At 71.6% G+C, this 12577-nt stretch carries 11 protein-coding genes; 10 read left to right on the top strand and 1 reads right to left on the bottom strand.

Annotated features, from left to right (window positions below; translation table 11 throughout):
• Window positions 1–71: 71 nt before the first annotated feature.
• The 8 genes from OG446_RS06580 (at window position 72) to OG446_RS06545 (ending at window position 8733) form a co-directional block, all read left to right on the top strand.
• Entirely contained in the window at window positions 72–938 is an 867-nt protein-coding gene (locus tag OG446_RS06580; RefSeq protein ID WP_328893136.1) for an amino acid ABC transporter permease, read from the top strand.
• Complete coding sequence (locus OG446_RS06575; RefSeq protein WP_328893135.1) at window positions 935–2779, top strand: FAD/NAD(P)-binding protein; 1845 nt, start codon at window positions 935–937, stop codon at window positions 2777–2779. Before OG446_RS06580 ends, OG446_RS06575 begins: the two co-directional genes overlap by 4 nt.
• A gap of 112 nt (window positions 2780–2891) precedes the next feature.
• Window positions 2892–3644 (top strand): amino acid ABC transporter ATP-binding protein, encoded by a 753-nt coding sequence (locus tag OG446_RS06570; protein ID WP_328898218.1) that lies wholly within the window; start codon window positions 2892–2894, stop codon window positions 3642–3644.
• Between the two features lie 53 nt (window positions 3645–3697).
• A complete protein-coding gene (locus tag OG446_RS06565; protein ID WP_328893134.1) occupies window positions 3698–4765 on the top strand; it encodes an LLM class flavin-dependent oxidoreductase in 1068 nt (355 codons plus the stop codon).
• Window positions 4766–4782: 17 nt separating this feature from the next.
• The gene (locus OG446_RS06560) at window positions 4783–6054 is read left to right on the top strand and encodes an NtaA/DmoA family FMN-dependent monooxygenase (RefSeq protein ID WP_443050264.1); all 1272 of its coding nucleotides are present in this window, start codon (window positions 4783–4785) and stop codon (window positions 6052–6054) included.
• A 4-nt stretch (window positions 6055–6058) separates the two neighbouring features.
• Window positions 6059–6859 (top strand): DUF1684 domain-containing protein, encoded by an 801-nt coding sequence (locus tag OG446_RS06555; RefSeq protein WP_328893132.1) that lies wholly within the window; start codon window positions 6059–6061, stop codon window positions 6857–6859.
• Window positions 6860–7122: 263 nt separating this feature from the next.
• Window positions 7123–8022: a S1 family peptidase gene (locus OG446_RS06550; protein WP_328893131.1), complete on the top strand. Its 900-nt coding sequence runs from the start codon at window positions 7123–7125 to the stop codon at window positions 8020–8022.
• Window positions 8023–8253: 231 nt separating this feature from the next.
• Window positions 8254–8733, top strand: coding sequence for a hypothetical protein (locus tag OG446_RS06545; protein ID WP_328893130.1), 480 nt, complete (start codon window positions 8254–8256; stop codon window positions 8731–8733).
• A 68-nt stretch (window positions 8734–8801) separates the two neighbouring features.
• Here the strand turns inward: OG446_RS06545 and OG446_RS06540 are convergent, their stop codons facing one another.
• Window positions 8802–9698 (bottom strand): DUF4231 domain-containing protein, encoded by an 897-nt coding sequence (locus OG446_RS06540; protein ID WP_328898217.1) that lies wholly within the window; start codon window positions 9696–9698, stop codon window positions 8802–8804.
• Between the two features lie 256 nt (window positions 9699–9954).
• On the opposite strand from OG446_RS06540, the gene fxsA reads away from it, so the two are divergent.
• Together fxsA and fxsBH are read left to right on the top strand one after the other, a co-directional pair.
• Complete coding sequence (fxsA, locus tag OG446_RS06535) at window positions 9955–10122, top strand: FxSxx-COOH cyclophane-containing RiPP peptide (RefSeq protein WP_328893129.1); 168 nt, start codon at window positions 9955–9957, stop codon at window positions 10120–10122.
• Between the two features lie 76 nt (window positions 10123–10198).
• Window positions 10199–12445, top strand: a complete 2247-nt coding sequence (gene fxsBH / locus OG446_RS06530; protein ID WP_328893128.1) for a radical SAM/SPASM protein FxsBH, inactivated beta-hydroxylase extension form — start codon at window positions 10199–10201, stop codon at window positions 12443–12445.
• Window positions 12446–12577: the final 132 nt, after the last annotated feature.

The raw sequence follows: 12577 nt of genomic DNA, 5'->3' as shown, positions 1-12577 counted from the left end.
TGTGTTCCACCGTTGTGTTCCGTGCCGAGGGCGCGCCCCGTGTTCGATCGCCGCATCCACGGAGCCCTCGTATGTCCGCACAGACAGACACCCTCCCGCCGGCTCTTCCGGCCGAGCCCCTCGAAGACAACGATGCCGACCGGCTGCGGATCGTTCCGGTGCGCCGGACCGGCCAGTGGACGGCCGCCGCCGCCGTACTGGTCCTGCTGGCCCTCGCGCTGAACTCCGTCATCCGCAACGACGCCTTCCAATGGGACGTCGTCGGCGACTACTTCACCACCACGGCCGTGCTGCGCGGCCTCGGCCTCACGCTCTGGCTCACCGCGCTCGTGATGGCGCTCGGCTTCGCGCTGGGGACCCTGCTCGCCGTTCTCAGACTCTCCGCCAACCGCGTGCTCCAGGCGGTCGGCTGGGGGTACGTGTGGCTCTTCAGGTCGACCCCGATCCTGGTCCAGCTGCTGTTCTGGTTCAACATCGGCGCGCTCTACCCGGAGATCCTCGGCATCCGCACGGTGAACCTTCTCGGCCCCGTCACGGTCGCCGTCATCGGACTGACGCTCCACGAGGCCGCGTACGCGGCGGAAGTCGTCCGCGGCGGCATCCTGTCCGTGGAACGCGGACAGTTGGAGGCCGCCCAGTCGCTCGGGCTCGGCCCGTGGCGGCGGCTGCACCGCATCGTGCTGCCGCAGGCGATGCGCTCCATCGTGCCGCCCGCCGGGAACATGCTGATCGGCACGCTCAAGGGCACGTCGATCGTCAGCATCATCGCCGTACAGGACCTGCTGTACTCGGTGCAGCTCGTCTACCACCGCACGTACCAGGTCATCCCGCTGCTGCTGGTCGCCACCCTCTGGTACGTCGTCGTGACCTCACTGCTCAGCGTCGGACAGCACTACGTCGAGCGGCACTACGCGCGCGGCACCGGGGACGCCCGGTGAACGCCGTCCCGACGCTCGTCGTCATCGGCGCCGGACCGCGCGGCACCGGCGTCATCGAGCGCATCGCGGCCAACGCCCCCGCGCTGTACGGCGGCAGGCCGCTGGACATCCACCTCGTCGACCCGTTCCCGCCCGGCGGGGGCCGGATCTGGCGCCACGACCAGTCGCCGCTGCTGTGGATGAACTCCATGGCCGAGGACGTCACCATGTTCACCGACGACACCGTCCGCCTGGAGGGTCCCGTACGGCCCGGTCCGGCGCTCGACGCCTGGGCGGCCGACGTGCGCGAGGGACGGACCGCACCGGGCCCGGACATCGCCGCCGACCCCGGACTCCGCGCCGAGATCGACGAGTTGACGGGGGAGGACTTCCCGAGCCGGCGGTTGCAGGGCGCCTATCTGCGCTGGGTGTACGAGGAGTCGGTGGCCGCGCTCCCGCCCACCGTCACCGTCCACGAACACCGCGGCCGGGCCCTGCGCGTCACCGGCCCCCGGGACGGCCGCCAGACCGTCCACCTGGAGGGCCGCGCCGAACCGCTCACCGCCGACCTCGTGGTCCTCACCCTCGGCCACCTCGACGCCGAACCGGACGACGAACAGCGGCGGCTCTCCCGCTTCGCGGACCGGCACGGCCTCATCCATCTGCCGCCCGACTTCACCGCCGACAGTGACCTCAGCGCCCTGCCCGCCGGAGAACCCGTCATCGTGCGGGGCTTCGGACTCGCCTTCATCGATCTGATGGTGCTGCTCACCGAGGGCCGCGGCGGACGCCACGAGAACGGCACCTACCTGCCCTCCGGCAGGGAACCCGTCCTCTACGTCGGATCCCGGCGCGGTGTCCCGTACCACTCCAAGATCGGATACGTCCGCCCCGGCGAGCGGCCCCCGCTCCCGCGCTTCTTCGGACCCGACCGGGCCGAGGAGCTCCTGAGCCGCGCCGAGCCCCCCGACTTCCGCCGTGACATATGGCCCCATGTCGACAAAGAGCTCGGCTACGCCCACTACCACCGGCTGTTCAACGCCCACCCGGAACGCACCACGGCCGACTGGACCGCCTTCGAGGAGAAGTACGCGGCCGCCGACCCGGGCAGTGCCGATCTGCGGGCGGTGATCGCCGCGGCCGTTCCCGACCCCGCCGACCGGCTCGACCTGGCGGCGCTCGATCACCCGCTGGACGGGATGCGCCACACCTCGGCCGCCTCGTTCCAGGAGGCGACACGCGCCTACATCACCGCCGACCTGGACCGCCGGCACGATCCCGGGCACAGCGAGGACCTCGCCGTCTTCCTCGGACTGCTCTCCGTGTACGGCCAGTTGACCCGGTTCCCCGACATCGGGGAGTGGTGGCACGGCTTCTTCAGCTACCTCGCGTCCGGACCGCCCGGCCCCCGGCTGCGGCAACTGCTCGCGCTGTCGCGGGCCGGTGTCGTCCGCTTCCTCGGTGCCGGGATGACGGTCGGAACCGACGAGGAACTGGGTGTGTTCCGTGCGGCCGGCGCCACCGTGCCGGGGGAGCGGCTGGAGTCCCGCGCCCTCGTCGAGGCCCGGCTGCCCGACCCCTCACCGCGACGCACCCGCAGCACCCTGCTCCGGGCGCTGTACGAGGACGGGGCGGCCGCCACCGCCTCCGGACTCCTCTCCGTCGAACCCGCGAACGGCCGGATCCTGGACCGCGACGGCCTCCCGCACCCCCGCCGCTTCGCCCTCGGCCCGCACACGGCCGCCCGGACGAGCGGCGCGTTCACCCGGCCGCGCACGGGCGGCCCGGCGTTCGGGCAGAACGACGCCACCGCACGCGCCGCCCTCACCTTCCTGCGCGGCCTCGGCGGCACCGATGACTGACCGGCACGCGCACTCCCGAACGAAAGCCCCCGAGGACATGCCCATGAAGACGACCAGCCGTCCCCCGAAGACCGAACCGGCCGACGCGTCAGCCGCTGCCCCCGCCACGCCCATGGTCGAGATCCGGGGGGTGCACAAGAGCTTCGGCTCCCTCGACGTCCTGCGCGGCATCGATCTCTCCGTGCGCCCGGGTGAGGTGACCGTGATCCTCGGCCCCTCCGGGTCCGGCAAGTCCACCCTGCTGCGCACCGTCAACCACCTGGAGAAGGCGGACCGGGGCTCGATCACCGTGGACGGGGACTTCGTCGGCTATCGCAGGAAGGGCGACCGGCTGTACGAACTCCCCGAGCGCGAGGTCCTGCGCCGCCGCACCCGGATCGGCTTCGTCTTCCAGAACTTCCACCTCTTCCCCCACCTCACCGTCCTGGAGAACGTCACCGAGGCGCCGGTGGCCGCACTCGGGCGGACGAAGCAGCAGGCCGCCGCCACCGCACACCGGCTCCTGGCCCGCGTCGGACTCGACGACCGGGCGACGGCGTATCCGAGGCAGCTCTCCGGCGGCCAGCAGCAGCGTGTCGCCATCGCCCGGGCCCTCGCCCTCGAACCGAAACTGCTGCTGTTCGACGAACCCACCTCCGCGCTCGACCCCGAACTGGTCGGCGAGGTCCTCGACGTCATCAAGGACCTCGCGGAGCAGGGCACCACGATGATCGTCGTCACCCACGAGATCGGGTTCGCCCGCGAGGTCGCCGACACCGTCGTCTTCATGGACGAGGGACGGATCGTCGAACAGGGCCCGCCCGCCGAGGTGATCGACCGGCCGCGCCACGCACGCACGCGCGCCTTCCTCTCCAAGGTGCTGTGACCCGGCACTCCGGGGCCCTGCGCCATGTCCGTACCCGCCGAAAGAGCCCGCCCATGCCGCCTCTCCGTCCGCTCCACCTGGCCGCCGGTATCGGTGGCCCGCCCCGCTACGACCCCGCGCACTACACCGGCCTCGCCCGGCTCGCCGAGGACGGGGCCCTCGACTTCGTCTCCCTCGGCGACTCGTTCGCCCGGCCGGGGCCCGACGCGCTCGCGGTGCTCTCCCGGGTCGCGCCCGAGACCCGCAGGATCGGTCTCGTCCCGACGGTCACCACGACCCACACCGAGCCCTTCCACGTGTCCTCCGCCGTGGCCACGCTGGACTGGGTCAGCCGCGGCCGGGCCGGCTGGTGCGTGGACGTGTCGAGCACCGCCGCCGAGGCCCGGCTGTTCGGCCGCCGCTCCGCCGCGCCCGCCGCCGAACTGTGGCGTGAGGCCGGCGAGGCCGCCGACGCGGGGACGCGTCTGTGGGACAGCTGGGAGGACGGTGCCGAGATCCGGGACGCCGCCACCGGACGCTTCCTCGACCGCGGCAAGCTGCACCGCACCGACTTCGAGGGCGCCGCCTTCCGTGTGCGTGGCCCCGCCGTCGTGCCCCGGCCTCCGCAGGGCCACCCGGTCACGGTGGTCGACGGCACGGCCGGTCCGGCGCGGGAGGTGGCCGCGCACCACGCTGACGTGGTGCTCGTACGGGCCGGCACACCCGAGCGGGCCGCCGGGATCCGCGACGACGTGCACCGCCGCGCGGCGGACCACGGACGGGACCCCAGGACGCTGCGGGTGCTCGTCGCGCTCACCGTCGACCTCGGCGACGCCGAATCCCCTCCGGAACCCGGGCTGGCGAGCGGGCCGCCGCTCGCCGGGCACGGGACGTACTACCGCGGCGGCCCGGTCGACCTCGCCGACCTGATCACCCAGTGGTACCGGGCCGGAGCCGTCGACGGTTTCCACCTCACCCCGCTCACCCCGGGGCGCGACCTCGAACGGATCGTCAACGGCACCGTGGCCCTGCTCCAGCACCGCAGTCTGTTCCGCACCTTCTACCCCGGCGGCACCCTCCGCGAGCATCTGGGCCTGCCCCGCCCGGCCAACCGGTACGCCCTCCAGGGAGCACGGGCATGACGGCCGCACCGAAACAGATGCATCTCGCCGCGCAGTTCCCGGTGGACGACATGACCGTCTGGGACGACCCGCGCTCCGGCAGTCAGATCGAGTTCGCCTCCTTCGCACACCTCGCGCGGACCGCCGAACGAGGGCTGTTCGACTTCCTCCTCCTCGCCGAGGGGCTACGGCTGCGTGAGCACGACGGCCTGGTCCACGACCTGGACGTGGCCGGCCGCCCCGACCCCCTCACGGTGCTGCCCGCGCTGGCCGCGCTCACCGACCGGCTCGGTCTCGCCGCCTCCGTCAGCGCCACGTTCCACGAGCCCTACGAACTGGCCCGCCGGTTCGCCACCCTCGACCACCTCAGCGCCGGCCGGTCCGCGTGGAACGTCGTCACCTCGGCCGACGCCTTCGCGGGTGAGAACTTCCGGCGCGCCGGCCACCCCGGCCGCGCCGACGGGGACGCGTACGCCCGCACCGCGGAGTTCGTCGCCACGGCCCGCGGGCTGTGGGACTCCTGGACGCCCGAGGGCGCCCCGCGCCCCTTCGCCCACCACGGCCGGCACTTCCGGGCCGAGGGCGAGTTCACCGTCCCGCGCCCGCCGCAGGTGCACCCCGTCGTCATCCGGACAGCGGACGGGGCACAGGACCGCGAGTTCGCCGCGGCCACCGCCGACGTCGTGCTCACCCGGCACGGCACCTCGCGGGCGGGCCGCGCGTTCTGTGCCGACATCAGGAGCCGGCTGGCGAAGTACGGCCGGGAACCCGGCGAACTGAAGATCATGCCCGGCACCGGTGTGGTGCTGGGCGACAGCGACGCGGAGGCACGGGAGCGGGCGGCCGGGATCCGCCTGCAACAGGTCTCGCCGCAGCACGCGATCGCCGCCCTGGAGCGCATCTGGGGCCGCGACCTCTCCGCGTACGATCCCGACGGGCCGCTGCCCGCGTGCGATCCGGATCTCGCGGCGGCGCGGCCCGGGAACGGTGACGCCCTCGCGCTCGCGGCGCGCTGGCGCGAACTGTCCCGGGAGAAGGGGCTGTCCATCCGGGGCACGGTCATCGCGGCGACGGACCGTCAGCCCTTCATCGGCAGTCCGGAGACCGTGGCGGCGGAGATGACCCGTCGCGTCGCCGCGGGAGCCGCCGACGGCTTCGTCCTCGTTCCCCATCTCGTCCCCGGCGGCCTCGACGACTTCGTCGACCGGGTCGTTCCGCTCCTCCAGGAACGGGGGGTGTTCCGCACCGCGTACACCGGCTCCACGCTGCGGTCGCACCTCGGGCTCGCCGCGCCGGTATGGAAAGGTTGACCACATGAGCACGGACGCACAGCAGCAGGCAGCGCGGGACTGGAACCACTGGCACGAGGAGCGGACCGCCACGGTCGCCGCTCCGCACGGGCCGCTGTCCCTCACCGGCACCCACTGGCTCTCCGACTACCCGGAAGGTCGAATTCCGGCCGTCCCGGGGCACTGGGCGGAGGACGGTGACGAGGTGGTGCTCACCGCGGGCCCCGAGGACGGGCTGAGCGTGGACGGGAAGGCGTTCACCGGCCAGGTCCGCCTCGGCGCCGACCGCGGGCCGATCGACGGTTCCCGGGTGGCGCAGGGCGGGCGCCGGCTCGTCGTGCTGAGCCGCGAAGGCCTGTGGGCGGTACGGGACTTCGACCCGGACTCTCCGGCGCGACGCGCCTTCCGCGCGATCGAGGCCACACCGTACGACCCGCGCTGGGCCGTGCCGGGCCGCTTCCGCCCGTACGACACCTCCCGTACCGTCCGGGTCGAGAACGCCGACGGTGTCGAGCGGGGGCTGGGGCTCGGCGGCGAGATCGCCTTCGCGCTGGACGGCGTGGAGCACACGCTCCAGGTGGCCGTGGAGGGCGACGGCTCGCTCTGGGCGGTCTTCGCCGATGCCACCAGCGGGGACACCAGTTACCGCTTCAGGTTCCTGCGGCCCCCGGCCCCGGCCGCCGACGGCTCGGTGACGGTCGATCTCAACCGCGCGCTGTTGCCGCCCTGCGCCTTCGCGGACCACTTCATCTGCCCCTTCCCGCCGCCGGGCAACACCCTGCCGATCGCCGTCGAGGCCGGAGAGCGGCGCAGGACCGACGGCTGAACCCACCCCCTCGTCCCGGCCGCGCCCGGCCCCGGCAGACCGTCCTGTGCCGGGGCCGGGCGCGGCGGCGGGAAAGGGGGTGCCCCGCAAGCTCAGGCCAAAAGGCGCCCTTGCGCCAGAAGTTGACGCCTTGAATACTCCCGAGCAGCGCTTGTCAGGGGCACGGCACATCCGGAATGCGGACGGATGGCCGCGCCCATGACTGCGCCTCACGGGTCCGACCACCCCACAGGCGGACCCCCGACCTCCTCGGGAGGAAACAAGTGAGGATCAAGCGCACCACCCCCCTCAGCACCGCCGCGAGACGCAGCAGGGCCATCGGTATCGCCGCAGGTCTCGTGGCCGTCGCCGCACTCACCGTCCCCAGCGCCCAGGCCAGCTCCACCGGAACGTACAGCGCGAACCAGCTCTCCGCCGCCAGCGACGCCGTGCTCGGCGCCGACGTGGCCGGTACGGCCTGGAACGTCGACCCCGTGACGAAGAAGGTCGTGGTCACGGCCGACAGCACGGTCTCCGCCTCGGAGATCCAGCAGATCAGGGACTCCGCGGGCGCCAACGCGGGCGCCCTGCGCATCGAGCGCACCTCCGGTAAGTTCAGCAAGCTGCTCTCCGGCGGTGACGCCATCTACGGGCCCGGCTTCCGCTGCTCCCTCGGCTTCAACGTCCGCAGCGGCACCACGTACTACTTCCTGACCGCCGGTCACTGCACCGACGGCAACCCGCCCTGGTACACCAACTCCGCCAACACCACGAGCATCGGTCCGACGGCCGGGTCCAGTTTCCCGACCAACGACTACGGTCTGGTCCGGTACGCCAACACCTCCCTCGCCCACCCGGGCACCGTCGGCAGTGTTGACATCACGAGCGCGGCGAACGCCACGGTCGGTATGTCCGTCACCCGCCGCGGCTCCACCACGGGCATCCACAGCGGCACCGTCTCGGCGCTCAACGCCACGGTCAACTACGGCAACGGCGACATCGTCTACGGCATGATCAAGACGAACGTGTGCGCGGAGCCCGGCGACTCCGGCGGTCCGCTCTACTCCGGCTCCAGGGCGATCGGGCTCACCTCGGGCGGCAGCGGCAACTGCAGCTCCGGTGGGACGACCTTCTTCCAGCCGGTCACCGAGGCACTCAGCGCGTACGGCGTCAGCATCTACTGACACGCCGAGTGGCCGGTCCAGCCCCCCGGAACCGGCCCGTCCCTCGAAAGCGCAAGTCGAACACGCCGAGCCCCCGCCCGAATTACGGGCGGGGGCTCCCGCTGACCCCGCGGCTTTTGAGAGGATGTGACACAGGACGGTCACGCAGGAGCAACGGGGGCGGATGCTGCGCCTCCCGGAGGGACGGCCTCCGGGAACCCCCCGGCAGACACCCCAGGGGGTTCCAGGTCCGTGAAACGCATCGGAGTGACCGGTCATCGCAGCATTCCGCAGGAAGCCCACGACCATGTGCTGGCCTCGATGCGAGCGGCGTTCCGCGGATTCGACGGCTCGGTGGAGGCACTGTCCAGCCTGGCCGTCGGGGCGGACCAGCTCTTCGCCGACCTCGCGCTCGCCCATGGCGCCCAGCTGACCGTGGTCATCCCCAGCGGCGACTACGAGGCCTGCTTCGCCGACGGGGCGGAACTGGCCCGCTACCGGGCGCTCAAGGCCCGGGCCGTGCGCGAGGTCAGACTGGACTACCCGCACTCCACCGACGAGGCGTACTACGCCGCCGGCGCCTACATCGCCGATCACTGCGACCGGCTGATCGCCGTGTGGGACGGCCGCCCCGCCCGCGGCCTCGGCGGTACGGGGGACATCGTGACGTACGCCCGCGGGCTCGGCCGCCCGGTGACGGTGATCTGGCGCGACGGGGTCGAGCGGAGCTGACCGGCCGTCACGGGCGGTGGTGCCCCGCGTGACGGCCGGCCGTCACGCGGGACGGTGTGCCGGTGGCCTCACATCTGGTGCCGGGCGAGCCAGTCGGTGTGCTGCGGGGAGACGATGCGCTCGGTCTCGAACACCGCCCGCGGCCACTGGCGCTCGTTCAGTGTCGTCTCCATCGCTATCTGCATCGACTCCAGGTCCTTCTCCACCAGGGAGTGGGCCGAGATCAGCGGATGGTGGCGGCGCATCTCGGCCCAGGCCAGACAGGCGGCGGCCGCGGCGGAGAGCACTCCGGTCAGCGCGAAGGACTGGCCCACCGAGAAGGCCCTGAGCAGGGCGAGCAGCAGTGCGAGGGCCGTCAGCACGGCGATGGTGGTCGACCAGACCAGGGTGGCCCGCCGGGAAACCTCCTGGCGGCGGCGGTACCAGCTGCGCTGTTCGATCAGCCGGTCACGTACATATGTCTCCTTGCGCACGGTGAATGCCTTCTCCCGCAACGCGCGCATGGAATCGGTGATGAGACCACCGGAATCTGCCGCCCGGTCCCGGGGGTCGGACCAGCCGACCTTGCGGAGCTCCTGCAGCCCTTCTTCGAGCCGGTTGGCGAACACCGCTTCGGGGTGCTGTGTGCCGGTGTCGAACGGTGAGCCGTGCACCGAGTAACGCCAGCACATCGATTTGATGAACTCCGCCGCGGAGCGATTGAGTTGCCAATGCGACTTTGCTTTCCGCCGAGAGGTGAGGAAGGTGGCGACCAGGACGCCGAGGTAGGCCAACACTGCGGCACAGTCGGTGAGTTGGAGGGTGCCGCCGACCTCCGCGCGCCAGGGCAGTGCGGCAGGTATCGTGCCCCCGACCAGCAGGATGAGCTGCCATCGGGTGGTATTCACCGCCTCCCGCTGGCGGGAGACCGCAATGGCGTCCGTATGGTGAAAGAGCTCCGGCAGATCAGCGTTCCTGAAGACCATGCTCTGCAGTGGTCCGGGAATCGCCGTCATGTTCACTCCCGTCTGCGGTTATGTCGTCACCCCGATGGCGGAATCCGTTGTTCCGCTCGATCGGCGCCGGTCCCGTGTGACGCTCGTGTTCCAAGTGGGCGTCCTCAGTTGCCAACCGAAGCCATGAGAGTAAAGTCGTGCCGCCGGACACTGCAATGGTGCAGGTACCAACGCTGGTTTCCTGTCCGGAACCATTCCATCGGAACGAATCCCCTCAAGGACGGCCGTGAAGACCACTGAATCCTCCCTCTCCTTCGCCGTTGCGAAGAAGAGCCGTGTGCCGCTCGCCTCGATCGACGCGCGTGGCGGCGAAGCAGCCAGGAAGCTCGGTCGGGTGCACGTCGCCTCCGCCGGTCGCCCCAGCCAGGCATCCACCTTCAACTCCTCCCTCTGAACCCTCTCCAACGGATCAATCCTCCGGGACGGTCAGGTCTGCCGGATCACCCTTCCGGCCTGGCTAGACTGGTGGAATGACAGGACCCCTGGTCCCTTTCCGTGAAGTAGTCCTCAAGGTTCACAGCAGGTGTGATCTTGCCTGTGACCATTGCTATGTCTACGAACATGCCGATCAGAGCTGGCGAACCCGTCCGAAAACAATCTCTGACGAAGTCATCTTCCGGACTGCTCAGCGCCTGGCTGAGCATGCCAAGACACACGCACTGCCCTCCGTGTCAGTAATCCTGCACGGAGGGGAGCCTCTGCTGGCGGGCCCCGCCCGGCTGCGGCGCATCTGCGAAGAGCTGACCTCCGCCTTCGACGGCATCGCCGCGCTCGACCTCCGGATCCACACCAACGGACTGCAGCTCAGCCCGCGCTATCTCGATCTCTTCAACGAGTACGACGTCAAGGTGGGCATCTCCCTCGACGGCGACCGCGCGGCCAACGACCGGCACCGCCGCTTCGCCGACGGGCGCACCAGCCACCCGCTGGTACTCAAGGCCGTCGAGCTGCTCCGGCAGGAACGCTACCGCCATCTCAACCTCGGCCTCCTGTGCACCGTCGACATCGAGAACGACCCGGTCGCGGTCCTCGACGCGCTCACCGAGCTCGAACCGCCGCTCATCGACTTCCTGCTTCCCCACGCCACCTGGGACGACCCGCCGCCGCGGCCGGACGGATCGCCCACCGCCTACGCCGACTGGCTCCTCGCGGTCTTCGACCGCTGGCAGGAACAGGGGCGTCCGGTGCCGGTGCGGATCTTCTCGTCGGTCGCCTCGACACTCAACGGCGGCCCCAGCCTCACGGAGTCGCTGGGCCTGGCCCCGACGGACCTCGTCGTCGTCGAGACCGACGGCAGCCTGGAGCAGGTCGATTCGCTGAAGAGCGCCTACGAGGGCGCGGCGGACACCGGCTTCGACGTCTTCGCGCATGCCTTCGACGAGGTCGCCGCGCACCCCGGCGTACGGGCCAGACAGCTCGGCCTGGAGGGGGTCAGCGACACGTGCCGCCGCTGCCCCGTCGTACGTTCGTGCGGGGGAGGCCTGTACACCCACCGCTACAGTTCCGCCGGTGCCGGTGAGGGATTCGACAACCCGTCCGTGTACTGCCACGACCTCGCCGCCCTGGTGCACGGAATCGAGGCCCGGACACCCGCGGACGCCGTGGCGCCCGAGGTGGCCGATCCGGCCGAACTGCTCACGGCCCAGGAGGACCTCACCCGCACCCTGCTGGCGCGGCTGCACGCCGACCTGGACGGCAGGGGCGGTGAGCGGTGGGCGCGGGCCTGGGAGCTGGCGGCCGTCCTGGAGGGCTCGGACGAAGAGGCCCGGGGGCTGGACGCCGTACTCGCCCATCCGTACACGCGTACCTGGCTGCTCGACGCGCTGGACGCCCTGTACGAGGAGCGGGCCGGGGCGCCTTCCGGTGCGGCGGACGGGCTGCAGACCCTTGTCGCGGCGGCGGCCGTGCGGGCCGGCCTCGACGTACGGGTGCCGGTGCCCTACCGGGACGGCGGGCTCGTCCTGCCGACCCTGGGCCGGCTGACGGTCGCCGGGCCGGGGGAGCACGGCACCGTGCTCGTCCGCGCGGCCGGTGACGGGTTCCTGGCGGGCCCCGCCGCCGGATCGGCCGAGCGGCGCATCCGGCGGTCCGCCGCGGCCGAACCCGGCTGGCTGCCGGTGCGCGGGTTCGCCCTCCCGGGCGCCCCGTTCCCGGGCCGCGGCTTCGTGATCGACGACCTCGACCCGTACCGGGACTGCTTCGGCGCACCTGCCGCGGCCACGCTCGACGCGGCGGCGGCCGGCCGTCTGGGTGACGCGCTCACCGAGGCCTGGGCGCTGATCGAGGAGCGGGCTCCCGCCCACGGCGCGCGGTCGCTCGACGGTCCGCTCACCCTCACCCCGCTCGGCGGGGTGATGCCGGGCGAGCCCTCCGTGGGCCGGCACGGATACGGAGCACTCGGCATCGGGGCGGACGGGAACGCCGGCACGCTGGCGCTCACGCTGCTGCGCGGCGTGCGCCGGGCGAGGTTCCGGGCACTTGTGGACGTCACGGATCTTTACGCGGCGGACGGCTCCTGGGAACATCGAATGCCCTGGAAGGACGAATTGGTTCCGCTTTCCGGGCTGCTGGAAGCTGCCTATGAACGGCTGGCGCTCGCGGTATTCGATCACCGGTTCCGGAACGGTATCCCGCAGGCGCTCGACACGCTGGAAGGGGCCGCCGAACTCACCATCGGCGGGAAACGACTGCTGACTCTGATGCGAAAAGAATTCTGAACCCCGAATTCCGGTTCGATCGGGAGGGTGGGCGCAGACTTGGGACAACCGGGAGGAACAGCCGCAGACCGCATCCGTGCGGGAATGTGATCGACAGGGTCCGGGAACAGATGACTGAAAAGTGGCGTTGAT

It is taken from the genome of Streptomyces sp. NBC_00236 (genome assembly GCF_036195045.1).
Classification (GTDB): Bacteria; Actinomycetota; Actinomycetes; order Streptomycetales; family Streptomycetaceae; genus Streptomyces.
The sequence above is the reverse complement of the archived record's forward strand: the minus strand, read 5'-3'. Positions and strand labels throughout refer to the sequence as shown.

Excerpts from the sequence above, each read along its gene's own strand:
- OG446_RS06580 (WP_328893136.1), top strand. The coding sequence starts at position 72 with ATGTCCGCACAGACAGACACCCTCCCGCCGGCTCTTCCGGCCGAGCCC.
- OG446_RS06570 (WP_328898218.1), top strand. The coding sequence starts at position 2,892 with ATGGTCGAGATCCGGGGGGTGCACAAGAGCTTCGGCTCCCTCGACGTC.
- OG446_RS06565 (WP_328893134.1), top strand. The coding sequence starts at position 3,698 with ATGCCGCCTCTCCGTCCGCTCCACCTGGCCGCCGGTATCGGTGGCCCG.
- OG446_RS06560 (WP_443050264.1), top strand. The coding sequence starts at position 4,783 with ATGCATCTCGCCGCGCAGTTCCCGGTGGACGACATGACCGTCTGGGAC.
- OG446_RS06555 (WP_328893132.1), top strand. The coding sequence starts at position 6,059 with ATGAGCACGGACGCACAGCAGCAGGCAGCGCGGGACTGGAACCACTGG.
- OG446_RS06540 (WP_328898217.1), bottom strand. The coding sequence starts at position 9,698 with ATGGTCTTCAGGAACGCTGATCTGCCGGAGCTCTTTCACCATACGGAC.
- fxsBH (WP_328893128.1), top strand. The coding sequence starts at position 10,199 with ATGACAGGACCCCTGGTCCCTTTCCGTGAAGTAGTCCTCAAGGTTCAC.